Raw genomic sequence first — 16,905 nt, forward strand, 5'->3', positions numbered from 1 at the left:
ACGTATATTCAAGTGTGAGGACAAAGGAGAAGATGATGACGTATCGATTCGGTATCGTGGGGCCACTCCCATCTGTAGAACGTATTTTAAATCTGACCCGGGATCTAGCGGACGATGTAGAATTTGTGGCGATGGTCTATAATCATCCACGAGAAATTCCACAAATCTTAGAACAGTATCGTTCCACAGTCAAAGGCTGGCTATTTTCAGGGCCTATTCCGTTATCAGTTGCAAGCCCTTTTTTGAAAGAACATGAATTAACAGCTTATTGTAAGCCTGCTGGTTCAGGATTATACAAAGCTTTATTACAAATGAATATGGATTATCATATTCGGGATCACCGCTATTCGGTTGATATTATTCGTTCAGAAGACTTGGATATGCACGAGTCTTTTGCTGAAGCAGGATTGCCGATCGACCAAGTGTATCTCAATATATTTGAAGGCTCGGATGAACCGGAGACATTAATTCAATTTCATATGGATAAATGGAAAAGCGGGCAAAGTGTAGCGGCATTAACCTGTATGCATTTTGTCTATGCTGCTCTGCAAGAACAAGGGGTTCCAGTGTATCGTTTGACGACAAGTTCGCAAGATATTCGGCAAGCCGCCAAGCTACTGATTCAGCAAGCGAGAAGTTCTTATTTTAAAGATACTCAGATCGGGATTCATATGATCGAAGCCGATCTACTTAATCATCGCTCGCTAACCGAATCTACTTCGTATGGATTGCAGTATGCTGAATTACGGATTAAAACCGTACTTTTGCAATTGTGTGAACATATGGATGGTGTGCTGGTGGACAAAGGAAATGGACGCTACCAGATATTTAGTACACGTGGAGCGATTGAACGTGAATTATCGAGACTGCATCATAGTATCGAGCAGATTGCTCTGGAGATTGAAGTGGAAGTGTCTGTAGGAATAGGGTATGGAGACACAGCGTTAGCCGCGGAGAATCATGCGCTACGTGCTCTTCAGCAAAGTAAACAACAAGAATCGTCTTCACACATTATTATTGTGCAAGATAACGGTGTGATTCGTGAAGCAGTAGGACAGATCGAAGAATGGAGTTATAGTTCTCGTTCTCTAGATCGAGCATTATTGTCTCAACTGAACGAAGCTAATATCAGTGTCAAAACGTACAAAAAAATCGAAGCACTGACACAGCGGATGAACTGGGATGGCTTCACAACCGCTCAACTTGCTCAACATTTGTCTATGACTGTGCGTAATGCCCAACGGATTATGAGTAGCCTTTGTCACATTCATCTTGCCGAGGTAGAAGGCGAGGAGCTACAAGCGCTACGAGGGAGACCACGCAAAATTTACCGTTTAACTCAGGTGCATGGTTCTGCTGAAGTATCACTTGAACAAACAAACCACAGTCTAGATTAAAGGGGGAGTCATGTTGGATAAGAAGCTTATTTCATTTAGTAACGGGATCAAATTATATTACATTATCGTAGCGGCTGTCTGGGTTTTTCTGATGATTCGCAAATCAAATCTGATGACACAAGGTGCGAGTACTGCTCAGCAACAATCGTTGTATGTAGCAGTAATAACAGTGGGGATTTTGGCTATCGTGCCTGCTCTGATTCTGGCATGGAGAGGATTGTATCGCTGGATAAGCAAAGCACCTGATGTGACTGTGCCTATGCGTCGGTTTCTTTTAATTATCAGTATTCCGATGTTGCTGGTGATCGGTTATATGGTGGAATTGATTCTTATTATGATTTTTGTAGGCTTAGGAGGATAATATTATGATCAATACCGATACGATTCATCGCTCTATTGATGATCGTCAACACAAATGGACAGCGATGAGTGATCAGATCTGGGAATATGCAGAGACTCGTTTTGAAGAAAAGCAATCTGCTGAATTGTTATGCCTTGCTCTAGAGCACGAAGGATTCCATGTGGAGCGTGGAAGTGGAGGTATTGAGACTGCATTTATAGCCAGTTATGGAAGTGGTCAACCTGTAATCGCTTTGTTAGGGGAATATGATGCATTATCCGGACTTAGTCAGCAATCAGGTAGTGCAACTGAACAAGCGATCGTGGCAGGTGGCAATGGTCATGGATGTGGTCATAATCTGCTTGGAACAGGTGCATTAGCGGCGGCGGTTGCTGTTAAAGATTATATGGAGCAACATGGATTAGCCGGAACGGTTCGTTATTACGGTTGTCCTGCGGAAGAAGGCGGCTCTGGCAAAACATTTATGGCGCGCGAAGGATTATTTGACGATGTGGACAGTGCAGTCACATGGCATCCTATGGATTATCATAGTGTGATGTCGGTTCATACGCTGGCGAACTTTCAGATTTATTATAAATTTAAAGGCAAAAGCGCTCATGCCGCTGCAAGTCCGCATCTGGGAAGAAGTGCGCTTGATGCGGTAGAACTGATGAATATTGGTGTGAATTACTTGCGAGAACATATTATTCAAGAAGCTCGTATTCATTATGCAGTGACTCATACCGGTGGTTTATCGCCTAATGTGGTACAAGCAAATGCAGAAGTGCTGTATCTGATTCGTGCGCCTCATGTACGAGAAGCCGCTGATATTATGGAAAGAGTTCATGATATCGCTAAAGGTGCAGCACTGATGACAGGCACAGAAGTAGAGATTGTATTTGATAAAGCATGTTCAAATATTATTCCGAATACCACGCTAGAACAGGTTGTGTATGACCAATTTGCTCAATTTCCGATTCCTGAACATACTTCAGAAGAATTAGCATTGGCTACTGCGGTGCAAAATACATTAACAGCGCAAGAAAAAAAGGGCAGTCCACATCTACCAGCTACCCTTCAGGGTAAAGTGTTAGCAGATCATGTGAATCCATATCTGCATGGACTCATGTTATACGGATCAACCGATGTATCAGATGTAAGCTGGATTACGCCTACAGTGCAGTGTACAACCGCTTGCTTTGCTATTGGTACGATGCCTCATAGCTGGCAATGGGTGACGTTAGGAGCAACTTCTATTGCTCATAAAGGTATGCTCTATGCCAGTAAAATTATGGCGGCTACCGCTATCGAAATTATGCAAAATCCTCAATTGCGTCAAACTGCACAAGCAGAACTAAAAGAGCGATTGCAAGGCGAGACGTATGTATGTCCGATTCCGGCAGATGTTGTTCCTTCTGCGACCAAATAAAATCAGTAAGATTCAAAAGCAAAAAGCTATCTATTTAGAGTATATGTACTCCTGATAGATAGCTTTTTGCTTTGTTTTCAACTATTGAATACTGTACCTCTAGTTAAAACCTTATTGCAGAGATTCGACTTCAAATACAGGGATCGTGATATTGGATTCTAGATTGGCAGGAGCATCAGGAGCGTCTACTCCATAGTCTGGTTCTTGTAGTAATCCTGTTTCGTCTGTTGATTCTGGTGTTCCATTTTCTTCGGTAGGTGTATTATTTTCACCTGTAGAATGGGTGTCGCCAGATCCTAATGTGTTAGTAAATGGTTCAAATTCACCTCGGAATACACCGGAGACAACGAAGGAACCTGTACTCCAGTTCAATTCTCCTCGAAGACGAATATATTGCTCTCCGACTAATGCAATCGCTCCTCGATCATCTGCATCAGTAGATACGATATTGACTTCAAATGACACAGGCTCATTAAGATAGCTTGTTAGTGTACTTCCATCAATAGAAGTATATTCATTCTGTGTCTCGGTACGTGTGTACTCTCCATCTTCATTACGGGCATAGATAGCAGTCTGTCCTTTTTCTAAATCAGATGGATTTTGTACTTGTATCGTTTGATTGTCACCGATTGTATATCCATCAGCTTCGACAGAAAGCAACGCACGGAACCCACTAGGTTCAACCGCATAAAAAGAAAAAGTAGCTGTACGATCTGTAGTAGGTTCGGATTGAATTTCGATCACAGGTTGATCAGGTGTCCCTAATTGATTCACGATCGCTAGACTACGGATCTGAGACGCTTGTTGTGCAATCTCTCCAGACAGAATACTGGTATCACCATTAGCTGTCATTGTGCCAATATAGAGATGATTCTCAGCATCAGTGGCCAGCGCATAGACATCTGCATTAAGTCCGTTAGTGCCTCCAACTACATGTTGATACGCAACTGAAGGATTAGAGCTTTGCAACACATACAGCGGATCACTCGAAGCCCATGCGACTTTTGTCTGTGCTATCAGATTGGTAGTATCTTGGACAGGTTGTAACGCTTGGTAAATATCGAGAGCTTGTTGATACTGACCTGCTGTCACCATAGTATTGGCTTCACGAAGTAATGAATTAATCTCATTATTGATCGTGGTTGTCACAGGAGAAGAACTTAGATTGACTGTAGTGACCCACTGATTAAAGCTTTGAGCATGAGTAACAAAGTTATTAATCTGCTGACTTGCAATATCGGTGGCAAGAATCTTGGCTGCATTATTTTGCGCCGCAGTCAGTACCCATGTTGCACTCCAATCATGTTGTTGATAACCATCCCATGTACTGCGTGCTTGTTCTAGAAAAGCAGTAAAATCACCGGCGGCTGCCAGACGTGTTAGTTTGGTCTGATCATACGTTTTGAACAATGTATTGAGATAAGCTTGGCGTGTGCTTTTAACAGCTAGATACTTTTCCGGAATCTGCAATAGATTCCATTTATCCGATTCATCGGTGTAATTGTGCTTTTGTAGATTATTTTGTAGCCCTGCTTCGAACAATTCACGAAAAGCTTGAAAATCGGTCTTTAATTGATCATTGATCTTCGATTCATTCGTAATTTGCTTGTATTGAACTGTATACCTTTTGTCGGCTTGTTGTTGCTGACTGAGACGTTGTTGCCATAATTTATAAGCGGTGAGATACGCTTCAAATTGTTGGGTACTGGCGGCAGATTGAAGCTGTTGCTGACTGGAACTTACTGTCTGCTTCCAATCTGTAATCGGCAATAATTGCAATAACCGATTAGCAATATGTTCATTCTGGTACCGAATCGATGTGTTGGTATTCGCTTTTTGATAAAAGGTTTCGGCTTCTACCCATTGCTTCTGATCATAATAGCGATCTGCTTCTTGCACAGCATGGATTTTTTGCGAAATTTGAACCCCTTTATAGACTGCTAGTACGGCTGCAATAGCGCAAGCTACGATTAACAGATTACGTAATGCAAATAAACGAATAATACTCATGAGATCCCTATTCCAGGAATAGCAGGCTCAAAATCAGAATCGCCTTTGTACAATTCTTGACGAATAGTTTCCAAGTCTATTGCCATTGCACTGTCTTTTTGCGCAGGATCGTTGTTGATCATCCGGTACAATCGTAAAAAACGGTCTTTCGGTAAAAAGCGTGCATAACGACGAACAAATCCAGGATACATCGTGACATAACGCTTCATTCGCACCGCTGCCGAGGTTACACTGACCAGAATATTCATTCCATTTTCTAATTTCAAAATCTGAGGTTCGTTTGCTATCACATAACGAATAGCTCGATCTTTCACCATTTCGCGTTTGATTTTGGCAATTTCGCCGATATATTCGGCTAACAAAGGATCGAAATCTTGCACAATCAATGAATCTAGATCCAGATCCATATCACTACGCAACCGAAAATTTTGCAATAAAGACAATTGAGCCAGTCGTAGGCGATCATTATGCACAACAACGGCTGCTTGACGTAACATATGATATCCTTCGACATCTTCACCGCTACGTACAGCCGTTACAGCTGTTGATTGATCACGTACAGTGCCTTCATAGATCGTTTTACTATCTGTTTTGAATAAGCGTGCTAACTGCCGTAATGTTTCTTTAGATATCATACGGCGTTGAACCAAAACAAGAACCGCTATACATACTGCACCTGTGATCACAGAAATAACGATTTCAGTGACCTCTTTCGATACGACAACCGCTATAATAGTAAGAAGAAGAGCAAATAGAATCTCATTCATCATTTTGCGCTTAGCACGTAGACGGGCATGTTGTGTCACAGGAACAAGTGCTTGCTTGCCACAATCCGGACAAGCATCACCAGGTAAAATGGTGTAATTCTGACATTTCCGGCATATTCGTAAGTTATCGTATACACGCCGGGTGCGATGAAGCACCGGTAATTGAATCGATTTTTTGGTTGTTGTCATAGATTAAGATCACTCACTATACATCGTATTTATAAATAACTTCAGGAGTCTGCTAACAAGGAATTGGGTAAATCTGCGAATCTGTTAGCTTCTTTGGTTAATAGTAGATAGTAACTGCTTTTCTAATTCATCTTCTGTTGGGACACGTTTGCGTTTAAATGCGTACATAGACAATCTTAGGATAACAAAAAGAAACAAAACAGCGAGACATACGTATGCAAACATATGACATTCCTTTCTTAATCAGATTTATCGAGTCTAACTTTAATCTAAGGGAGGATCGGGATTACTTGTTGAATTATAAAGTGTTCAACAACCTCACTATACCTATATTTTAGCGCATAATCTATTACAGAATAGCGAAAATTAGGAGTGATATTCAACTTTTAGCCTATAGTCTAGTGGATTCCCCCGTCTTAAGGTGGGGAAGATATTTGCGAATATGCGTTATAATGGTATCCGGCTTGTTATGATAAATAGCGCATATGTGTTTGTGATTTATGATCTAAAATGGAGTAAAATGGATATACCGATAAGAATAGTATCAAATTTTTCACTTTATGATTTTTAAGGCATGTTAAGGTGAATTTAACCGGCGCTTAATGAAAATGTCGTAAGATGGTGTACGATAGCGCCATCTATCTATCCAGTGAAGGAGTAGACTTATGTCCCGAAGAAATACAAACTTTATGTATATCCTGCTAGCTTTGGTTCTGTGCCTGACACAGTTGCCTAGCACGATGTTCGCTGCTTCAGCGACAAATAGTACTAATAATTCGACTACACCGATTGATGCGGTCTTGGTACTGGATGCTAGTAATTCTATGAAATCCAGTGACCCGCAACAACTAGGTAGTGAAGCGATGAAATTATTTATAGATATGCTACCATCGCAAGGCGATCGAGTAGGAGTTGTATCGTATACAGACCGTATTGAACGTGAAAAGGCATTGACTGCTATTCAGTCTGCTGATGATAAAACACAGCTCAAGTCTTTTATCGATGGTCTAACACGAGGAGCGTATACGGATATCTCGGTAGGAATGAAAGAAGCCGTTAACATTTTGCAAGATAATGCACAGCAAGGACATGAACCGATGATTGTATTGTTCGCTGATGGTAACAATCAGTTGAACAGTAATTCCGGACGCAGTAACAGTGATGCAGATAATGATCTGAATACAGCTGTAGCACAAGCCAAAAAAGACGGGTATCCTGTCTATACAATCGGGCTGAATGCAGACGGTAAGCTAAATCAAGAAGCATTGAAAAAGATTGCTGATGATACAGGTGGTAAATCTTTTGTAACAACTTCGGCGCAAGATTTGCCAGAGATTCTAAGTGAAATTTTTGCAGATCATCAAGAAGTGAATGTGGTACCTGTCGATTCGATAACAGGTAACGGACAATTTCAAGATGTGAAGATTCATATTCCGAATGCCAATGTAAAAGAAGCAAATATTTCTATTATGTCGTCACAAGCGGTTGAAGTGAAATTAGTCGATCCGTCAGGCAATGCTGTAGCTGTACCATCAGACAAAGTCAGCATGTCTACTTCCAAAAGCTATTCGCTAGTTAAATTGTTATCTCCAGAGCAAGGGGATTGGACATTACAGGTTAAAGGTGTCGATCAAGACAAGATTGATATTAATCTGGTGTTTAACTATAACCTGGAATTAGCACTAGATCCTATTCCGACCAAAGCGTACAGTAAAGGCGATAAAATCGATATCGTTTCTTATTTAACAAGCGGTGGTCAGAAATTAACAGATAATTCGCAAGCAAGCAGTATGAAAGCTGTGCTGAATGTGAAAGACATGGATACAGGAACAACCAGTCAAGTTCCGTTGACTACAGATGGTAGTGAATTTAAAGGTACATTTGAAGTGCCTGACAATCATGTCTATCAACTGGTTGCTCGTGCAGAAGAACAAAGCTTTTATCGTGAGACTGCTCCAGTAACAATTGATGCCAAAGGCGGTGTATCCGGTAGTGGCGAAAAAGCTGGATTGGGTCTGGTTACATGGATCATTATTGCAGTCGTTGCGTTACTGATACTTGCAGGATTGTGGTTCTTACTTGGCTTCTTGAAAAAAAGAAACCGCGGCTTTGTTGGACAAATGGTTATCGAGATTCGCGATGAAAATACCGGCGAACGCTCTTACCCACAATACAAAAAACTAACTACATTCCGTGGCAAATTTAACCTGCATCAACTGGTTCAACTTGCACCAGAACTGAAAGAAACTGAAAATATTATTTTCACACCAAGCAGTAACGACCGTATTATGATTCGGAACAACGCGGACAACGTAATCGAAAAATCCGCCCGCGCGATCGATGCGTCTAAAGGCTTTGAACTTAAAAGCGGCGACCGCATCATGATCAGCTTACGTCAGGTCGACAAAACAATTATGCTTGAATACCTAACATAATTCCTATACACAAACTATTCATATTACATCTGTATACTGAAACAGAGTGTGTATCATGCTGAAATTAGGTTGTGTATGCTAAAACACAAAGATATTCTTTTAAAAAAATAGTCTATCTCTTTTCAAAATCTCATAATCATTGATTACAATATATTATTGAAACCAAAACGTATCTTTTAAAGTATGTATCTCATGACATATATCTTAAAGTACAATCCAGTACTCAAGCTTTTAGAGAATGTTTAACTACAACCCAGCACCGGATTGCAAAGCCAAGCGCATTCAATCTCTCGTCTTCCTACCCAAGCGCTCCAAAGTGGAAGGATGCACAAGCGAAGGGGATGGAATCGTTCTGAAAGTCGCCTTTAAGACTCGGATATCGACCACCCAGTGGTCAAATCAAGATATCCGATCTTACCAGCGACGCCAAGAACGATTCCACCCCGTAGCGCTTGTCCTCACATCCACCCATCACCAAATAAAGAAATTTAATTCGCCCAAGGGGGATCATTCATGAAACCAATCGTTAGAGAACACATTCAACAACTGGACGTATCACTTGGCGGTGGTATTGTCAGTGATAAAATACGCGTCGATACGATCGACAACCCTATTTTGATTATCGGACTTGGGGGTACAGGTATTGATGCACTATTGCGTCTGAAATACCAGATCAACCGTCGCTTCAAGCTTCCAGAAGATCCAATGACTAAGAAAAAACAAGACAAACCAGATAATGTTGAATTTCTTGCTTTTGAAACGAACGAACAAGATCGTAACAAAAAATATAAAGGTATCGGGCTTGATCCAATTAACGAATTTGTATTGCTGTCCAATGCAGAGATCGGTGGATTGCTACAAAACCGTAGCCTGCTAGAACCTTATATCACCGAATGGTTATCTCCTGAACTAGGGATCACTGATGGTATGAACGGTGCGGCTGGTGTACGCCAAGCAGGACGATTGCTGTTATTTACTAAAATTAATCAGGTCGTACAAAGTATAGATAAAAAGATCAAAACGCTGTCTGTCGGTACCAATAAAAAATTAATGGTCTTTCTACTAACAGGGCTATCGGGTGGTACAGGTAGTGGTTGTTTCTTAGATATTTCGTATATTGTACGTGGTATTGTAGAACGCGATTATGGCGCAGCAGGGGTAGACCGTCTGAATATGCTTGGTTACCTGTTTACACCAGACGTCAACTTATCCAATAAAAGTTTAAGTGAACATACACGCGAATATATTCGCAAAAATGGTTATGCGGCTCTGAAAGAACTGGATTACTGGATGAATGTCGATAGCCGTGGTGAACGTTTCAAACAGCAATACGGTAGCATACTCAATGTAAACTCGCCACTTGCACCATTTAATCTATGTCATTTGATCTCAGCAACCAATACCGAAGGTAAATTGCTTGAAAATGCATATGATTACTGTATGAATGTAACGGCTGAAAATATTACGAACTTTATGGCAAGTGAAGAAAAAGCGTCTGGTGAAGAATTTGCGATCCATGACTATATCAGTAATATTCGTACCAATATTGCACAGATGAATCGTGCATATCCTGCGAATTATGAATACAACATTATCGGTGCTTCTTCTGCGGTATTGCCGATCGAAGAAATGACCACATATCTAGCGTATCGTCTATTCCAAAAGATGGACAAAATGTTCGATCAAGCGCCAGACCAAGAAGCTGTTGAGAACTTTGCCCGCAAATTAGGGGTAGATGTCGAGACCATGACCAAAACATTCGAATCTCGTGTACCTGAACCATTGCCTGGATTTGAAAATAGTGAACGTCTAAGCTTCAATAATGTAGTTAAAATGCAAGCTGTTAATATGGATACCGAACTTGAGCAGACATTCCTGATTCGTGCTCGTGAAGAATACATCAAAGCGAAGCAACAATTGCCGGGCGAGATTGTCGGACAATTTTCAGATCAGATTCGCCGTATGTTCTTACATCCAGAACAAGGCCCATTCTATGTGTCACGTCTGCTGTACTCGGAAAAAGGATTCTCACTACTGAAAATGCTTCTTTCGTATATCGAGACATTGCGTGAAAGTCAGACACGTATTCCACGCGATATCGAATCAGCAGCTGATTATGCGAATGAACGTCTGGGTGATGCGAAAAGTGCGTTCGTTTCTAAAGACAAAAAGAAAAATGTATACATTGAAGCTAAAATCGACGAGTACTGGTTGCGTGCAGATGTAGAACGTACACAACAAATGATCGAATTTTATGAAGATTTATATGAAATGTTAAATCGTGAAAATAACCGTATCTATGGAGTATTTACCGAAGTACTAAATGCATTAAGCTCTATTTTCGAGAAAAATGGTGAGTTGTTGACCAATGCGAATGAGCAAGAAGATCATCGTGGGAACAAAACGTATTATTGGAATCTAGTGAGCGTACCGGATATTTCCAAAGCGGTGAGCGATATTATGGATAGCAAAGATGGCGATGATCTGATTCGTGATTTCTCTGCACAATTGCTAGAACATTCCGATCAATGGGTGAAAGAGCAAGAAGTCGATATTGTACGCTCGATCTCTGATTTCTTGAGCGACAAGTTCGGTGATCTGATCACACGTTCAATGGAAGATTTCTTGGTGATGAAATACGGTCAAGACGAGCCGATTGAGAAATTCGTAGAGCGCACGATTGCTAGTAAATTGGATGATGAAGCTGTACCTGTGTTCCATTTGAGCAATAGTGCAGGTAATCTGCATTTCCCTTCATGGGGATTTGTGTCTGTTCCTGTTCAAGCGCCTAGCATTTTGCGTGGTATTCGTAACTTCCAGAACAATGCACTGGGTAAATCACACTTTACGATTAAAGAAAGTAAAGTTAAAAACCGTATTTTCTGGTTGAACACTCGTAATGGTGTGCCATTGTTCGTCTATACACCGCTGAAAGTATATGAAGAGAACTATGAGCGTACGATCCTGGATCGTGAAGGTATTGGTCGCCATTTGGTACAGACCGAGAAAGAAAACTGGACATACTTGCCTTCACCTATTCCTGAGCAATCATGGGGTGAAACGTACACCAATGCTCGTGTACAAAGCTACAATGCTCGTGTGCGTGCAGACTATGCGCGTGCAAAACAACTAGGCATTATTGTTGAAAAAGATGCAGACCAAAATACAAGCAGTCGTTTTGCGGTTCATTTTACACAGCCATTCGATCTGGTTCCTACGCTTGCTAGCTATGATATGCGTCTGGATGCACCTCGTCCGAATCTAGGTGAAGTGAAACGTGCACTAGCAGAACTTAGACGTCTTATGGCAGAAGGCTTGCCACATGAATCGACGAAAGATATCTTCGGTAGCTTTAACGAAGATCTAGCACGTGAGAACTTGATTCGTTCACCAAAAATGATCGAACGTGTACGTGCAGAACTAGCGAAATATGAAAGTATTCAAGCCAAAATTGTAGAACTAGAAGGTATGTTAAGTCGTTATGAAGGCGAAGAAAAACTAACCGATCAGTTCTTACAAGCATTGTATACCGATACGATTACTAAAAAAGGTGCATTGTACGTCTATGATCGTGATCCTGAAGAAGAAGCTTGGGATGCTTTTGCAAATCTGATGAAGAGCCGTAATTTTGTGGAATTTGAAGTATTTGAACATTTCCGCAATCTAGATCAGAAAAATCGTGCAACATTGATGCGCAAAGCAGATCGTCGTGACAATGAAATTACTTCGTCTGAAGATATTGCACCGCTTTTGAATAAATTAGATGAATTGTACGAAGCGTATCTGGAAGCAAGAGATCGTCTAGAATACGAACGTGTCGAATTGGCTAATGGAGATGAAGCTTACCAGTTCTACAAACAAATGGTTACTAAATTAAGCGATATTCGCCGGAAGTTGAAATAAGATGGACGTTCGGCTGAAACAATTCGCAGATGCATATGCTGCTGACGAGGAGAAAACAGCCGGGCAGGGAGATGGGCGGAGCAGTATTCACTACCCCGCCGTTTTCCTGTTTATCGGAGATCTGATTCAAGATGCTGTCCGTCCTGTTATGCAGATTAATGCTCAGAAGTGGGATAATAGTGCTGGTGTGATGTATGTAGAGATTGCTCCTGAACCTACAGGAGAAGAACAGCAAGCAAGACGGGCTAATGAAGCTCGATATGAACAAGAACAAAACGTGAATTCTATGCGTACAGGTCAAAGTACAGGTTCATTAGAAGCGCAAAAAATCACTACCTTTTTATCTCGTCCTACAGTTAACGATCATAGTAAAAAAACGCAACGTCCTGATTGGCATCACCATTTTCAAAAAGATGGCAAGCATCTGCTGGAACTGAATCGTACGTTCCGGCAGGCGGCTCGCCGTTTAGCTGAGTTCGGACGGATGTATTCTTCGTTTGATCGATTGCATGTATCGGTGATAACGCGTGTTGATGATCCGATGAATATTTTGGTTCCAGAAATATCGCTATTAGCACGTTCGATTCTAGGTCAGTCTTTCAAATCAGTGCAGATGGATATGTATGCGCTCATCTATGAAGGCGATCAAGAAGAACAATTTGGATATGCCAGTTCAGCAGGAGTAGCATTTCTAAAAGAATTGGAATATATTCAACGTGCAGATTATACATTAACTGCACCATTACAACGTACTGAAGATGGATTAGCTGTGATGGTACAACATTCACCATCGCCGTTATTTGAATTAGCGTATGTGTTATCTGATCGTAATGAACGCGGAATTTCGGTTAATGGTGGGATGGAAAGTAGCTACGATATTATTTGCAGGATTAGCTTGCTCAAAAATCGTCAACGTCTGGAAACAGGTGGAGAATCTTCTTTTTACGGATCTGATTATAACAATAATGCTTTCAAAAATAATGTTCGTAATGGGGAAGGCAATCAAGGGTTAGTCTCTGCAGGATTTGCTAGAGTCAGACGACCCGATCGAGCGATTGCATTAACTGTTTTGGAGCAATTTTTCTATGGAATAATGAAACGAATGAAACATACAACGATTCTAGGCAGTCGTGAAAAGTTCGAGTTGTTAGGTCTGGATGAACAACGTATCGACGAACGAGTTGATATGTTAGTCCCTAATAGTAGTCGTTTGGAAGATATGAATGGTCTTATGACCCGTACAACAAGCTTTAGTCATCTGAAATCGCTAAGTCTACGTGAAGCAGAACATGCATTGTTCGAATATGGTGGAGAACGCTTTTTCCATGATAATTATGAACAAGAAATGATCAAGCGGATCGAGCAATGGGATGCAGGGCGTGAACTTCAAGCTAATATTGCAGAGATGCTTCGTCAACATCCTCATCTTCATTTTTACCAGCTTGCAGAGTGGACCGATGAATCTGGCGAACAGAGTATGTGGACTGATTATCATGCACGTACTCGTGATCTAATGCATACGCTTGAAAGTGCACAGGCGGAATTGGACGAGTGGTATGACAGTCGGGCAGATGATTTATCTTTTCAACGATTACCTTTTATGGAAAAGCATAATATTCGCGGGTTGACCCGTGCGTTGATTGATACGATTTATCCACGCAAATTGCATATTTTAAGATTGCAAACTAGATTGCGTCTATATCGTCGTTTCGAAGAGCATCTTACTGCTGTTCATCGTGATAGTATGCAACAGGTGAAAAGTATGGATACGATCGGTTCTAATTTACAAGCGGCGGCAACAGACAGTATCCGTACAGCAGATGATTATATCGGGCAAAATATCCATGATTACTATAGTCGTCTTACGGCTGAAGTGATGGAGGAGATTGAGGAAAAACGTGGCGATGGTGCTTTTTTTGAAGAGCGCAGTGTAGGCGATGTGACATTGCTGTTGCAACAAGGAGCTTCGACGCTGGTGGAACGTCTGATGGAGGTGTGTCGTAAAGAACTATTAGCATCACGTTCATTTACACAGACATTCGAACAGGAACTGCTGAATCGCGCTAATGTTACGATTGAGTATGAGAACAAGCAAGCTTTATCGCAAGAAGATTTGTTCAAAGAACTGTATCGTACTTTAGAAGATCGAGCGGTTATCCATATTCGTCTGCTAGATTATACGCATAAACATCGTTATGAAGAAAAATATATGTTTGGTAATGCTAATGGTGACTTTGTCCGTTATGCCGCAGGTGTAGATAATACGACTCGCATTTACAAAACAGGATTCGTCCATGAAGATCGCACCAGTGGTGTAGAAAAGCTGAATCTGATGGGTGGATTTACGATTGAAGATTTAATTTACTATCGTAATGGTAAAACGTACTATGATACGTATATTGCAAACGGGTATGATTTTCACGCATAGCTTTTACTCTGAGTTTGACCGCTTCGGGAAGAAAATTGCTCTTGTCATCGCTGTTGCAAGATTGTCCCTTGAATAACCGCTTTGCGGTCGGGATAATCTTGCAAAGGTGATCGTTTCACTCTTTCAGAGCAATTGCCTTCCCTCCGCTCAGAGCGGGGAGTAAATGCTAAAAGTTCAAAATAGGAGCGTTTGCCTGGCAGGGTGAGGCAAGGGGTAAAGGATAAGAGAAAATTACTTTTAAAAACTTTAAGCGGCTCCTCCATTTCTTGTATACACTTATTTGAAAAATTATTCGTTGTAAAAAGTCATTCAATAGATTAAAAGAAAAATCTCTTCAAAGCTTTTCAAAATTCTTTAAAAACTATGTAGCCACTTACCGCGTAACGAAGGGGCAAAGATTGATCCGAAAGCAGCGTAGCGTTCGCATTACAAGTTTTCTTTAGAAAACTACTTCGTAAGCATATGCTAGATTCGGATATCGACCGTCTAGCGGTCATTCAAGATATCCGATCTTAACAGCGAGCGAAAGGATAATCTTTTCCTCGAAGTGGTCAAACTTACACTCATTCCCTACATAGCTTTTTCATCTACTTCATTAAAATTTAGATGTAATGATACACTTCAATCGCTCAAATGTATAAACGAAATGTCATATATTCATATGAAAGGGGAGATGCCACGTATGCAACGCAAAGTGAATTGGCTTATGGTATTGTTCAGCCTTATTGGAGGCGCGATCGGATTTATCGTAGGAGAATGGTTGATTCATTCTTATTTTGATCAGATGCCACGAGTGCTTCTTATTGGATTGTATTTTGGAATTATCAGTCTATTTATTGGTGGATTTTGTTTGTTAGCTGAAACGATTTCACCGAAATTAAATGGAGCATCCTGGCGTCAACGTTATGCAGGGCTTTCGTGGAAATTATTTGTACCGGCTACTTTGGTGCTTATGTTTTTAGGAGGACTTGGTGGAGAAGCGATTTACCAGATCGGATTCAATGGAGTCAAATCGATTCGTGACGTTGTCGTGGTGATCGATAACTCCGGTAGTATGAGAGCAACAGATCCGCAAAATCAACGTTTTCAAGCGGTTAAAAATATGATCAATTCAATGGATGATGATAAACGTGTCGGTATTATCGAATTCAGCGATCAAGCGAATGTAGTATTGCCATTGACTGAAATCAATGATGCCTCCAAACAGCAGATTAATGCTACGATGGACGCGATGCAAACAACGAGTGGAGGTACTAATTTTACAGGTGCTTTGGATACTGCAATGCAACAGATTACTGCTCAAAATGATGATACCCGTGGTACAGTCGTCATTATGTTGTCTGATGGATATAGTGCGCTGGATATGTCTGCACTTGCTCCTTATCAAGCCAAATCCATCTCGATCAATACGGTTGGTTTGAATTTGACAGATGCAGGCGGCACAAATCTACTTACAGATATCGCTAGTCAAACAGGCGGTAACTATTACAATGTAGCTGATGCTTCGCAATTGCCACAGACGTTCCAACAGATTTACGATACATTAGACAAACGTACACTGGTTACAGAACGCAGTGAACCTTTTTATAGCAATCTGTATTATGTGATTCTGCATGTGATACTGGTGATGTTATTAGGCGCATTGATGGGTGTGGGTATGGGATTAATGTTCGACAATCGCTTTTTGGCACGTAGCTTCGGAATCGGGGGCGGTGTAGCTGGATTACTGGCTGGTTGGTTATTGGAGTGGGGGATCGGCAAAACCGATTGGACAGACGGAGTGATACGCTTTTTAGCGGTTATGATTCTGGCATTTATTATTGCAATGTTCACATTGGTGGTTCCGATTGGTGAAAATAGTAAACGTATGATCAAAAGCAGTTCTACACCACCGCCACCTACACCTTCAGAAGGGCCACGTCGACGTCGTGGAACAAGTAGTGGTACATTTCAACGTTAATTACGTTTTGTTTTATTACAGATACATTTAAATACAGTCAAACATAG

The 16,905-nt window shown here is 41.1% G+C and carries 9 protein-coding genes; 7 read left to right on the forward strand and 2 right to left on the reverse strand.

All coding sequences use genetic code 11. From position 1 onward, the window contains the following. Positions 1-35 precede the first annotated feature (35 nt). Genes PQ456_RS01680 through PQ456_RS01690 form a run of 3 tightly spaced genes read left to right on the forward strand, consistent with a single transcriptional unit; the run spans position 36 to position 3,166 of the window. Positions 36-1,397, forward strand: coding sequence for a helix-turn-helix domain-containing protein (locus PQ456_RS01680; protein ID WP_273614566.1), 1,362 nt, complete (start codon positions 36-38; stop codon positions 1,395-1,397). A 13-nt stretch (positions 1,398-1,410) separates the two neighbouring features. Beyond that, the gene (locus PQ456_RS01685) at positions 1,411-1,758 is read left to right on the forward strand and encodes a hypothetical protein (protein WP_273614567.1); all 348 of its coding nucleotides are present in this window, start codon (positions 1,411-1,413) and stop codon (positions 1,756-1,758) included. Positions 1,759-1,762: 4 nt separating this feature from the next. Continuing rightward, positions 1,763-3,166: a M20 family metallopeptidase gene (locus tag PQ456_RS01690; RefSeq protein WP_273614568.1), complete on the forward strand. Its 1,404-nt coding sequence runs from the start codon at positions 1,763-1,765 to the stop codon at positions 3,164-3,166. A 111-nt stretch (positions 3,167-3,277) separates the two neighbouring features. On the opposite strand, the gene PQ456_RS01695 is transcribed toward PQ456_RS01690, so the two are convergent. Then, entirely contained in the window at positions 3,278-5,176 is a 1,899-nt protein-coding gene (locus PQ456_RS01695) for a hypothetical protein (RefSeq protein ID WP_273614569.1), read from the reverse strand. Further along, entirely contained in the window at positions 5,173-6,132 is a 960-nt protein-coding gene (locus PQ456_RS01700) for a hypothetical protein (protein ID WP_273614570.1), read from the reverse strand. The genes PQ456_RS01695 and PQ456_RS01700 overlap by 4 nt, the downstream gene beginning before the upstream one ends. A 665-nt stretch (positions 6,133-6,797) precedes the next feature. Here PQ456_RS01700 and PQ456_RS01705 point away from each other — a divergent pair. The 4 genes from PQ456_RS01705 (at position 6,798) to PQ456_RS01720 (ending at position 16,858) form a co-directional block, all read left to right on the forward strand. Continuing rightward, positions 6,798-8,567 carry a vWA domain-containing protein gene (locus PQ456_RS01705; protein WP_273614571.1) on the forward strand — a complete coding sequence of 590 codons (1,770 nt, stop codon included), beginning with the start codon at positions 6,798-6,800 and terminating at the stop codon, positions 8,565-8,567. 513 nt (positions 8,568-9,080) lie between these two features. After that, the gene (locus PQ456_RS01710) at positions 9,081-12,470 is read left to right on the forward strand and encodes a tubulin-like doman-containing protein (protein ID WP_273614572.1); all 3,390 of its coding nucleotides are present in this window, start codon (positions 9,081-9,083) and stop codon (positions 12,468-12,470) included. 1 nt (position 12,471) lies between these two features. After that, positions 12,472-14,898, forward strand: coding sequence for a transcription initiation factor TFIID (locus PQ456_RS01715; RefSeq protein WP_273614573.1), 2,427 nt, complete (start codon positions 12,472-12,474; stop codon positions 14,896-14,898). A gap of 682 nt (positions 14,899-15,580) precedes the next feature. Next, the gene (locus tag PQ456_RS01720; protein WP_273614574.1) at positions 15,581-16,858 is read left to right on the forward strand and encodes a vWA domain-containing protein; all 1,278 of its coding nucleotides are present in this window, start codon (positions 15,581-15,583) and stop codon (positions 16,856-16,858) included. Positions 16,859-16,905 lie beyond the last annotated feature (47 nt).

It is taken from the genome of Paenibacillus kyungheensis (assembly GCF_028606985.1).
GTDB lineage: Bacteria > Bacillota > Bacilli > Paenibacillales > Paenibacillaceae > Saccharibacillus > Saccharibacillus kyungheensis.

Excerpts from the sequence above, each read along its gene's own strand:
- PQ456_RS01680 (WP_273614566.1), top strand. The coding sequence starts at position 36 with ATGACGTATCGATTCGGTATCGTGGGGCCACTCCCATCTGTAGAACGT.
- PQ456_RS01690 (WP_273614568.1), top strand. The coding sequence starts at position 1,763 with ATGATCAATACCGATACGATTCATCGCTCTATTGATGATCGTCAACAC.
- PQ456_RS01695 (WP_273614569.1), bottom strand. The coding sequence starts at position 5,176 with ATGAGTATTATTCGTTTATTTGCATTACGTAATCTGTTAATCGTAGCT.
- PQ456_RS01700 (WP_273614570.1), bottom strand. The coding sequence starts at position 6,132 with ATGACAACAACCAAAAAATCGATTCAATTACCGGTGCTTCATCGCACC.
- PQ456_RS01705 (WP_273614571.1), top strand. The coding sequence starts at position 6,798 with ATGTCCCGAAGAAATACAAACTTTATGTATATCCTGCTAGCTTTGGTT.
- PQ456_RS01710 (WP_273614572.1), top strand. The coding sequence starts at position 9,081 with ATGAAACCAATCGTTAGAGAACACATTCAACAACTGGACGTATCACTT.
- PQ456_RS01715 (WP_273614573.1), top strand. The coding sequence starts at position 12,472 with ATGGACGTTCGGCTGAAACAATTCGCAGATGCATATGCTGCTGACGAG.
- PQ456_RS01720 (WP_273614574.1), top strand. The coding sequence starts at position 15,581 with ATGCAACGCAAAGTGAATTGGCTTATGGTATTGTTCAGCCTTATTGGA.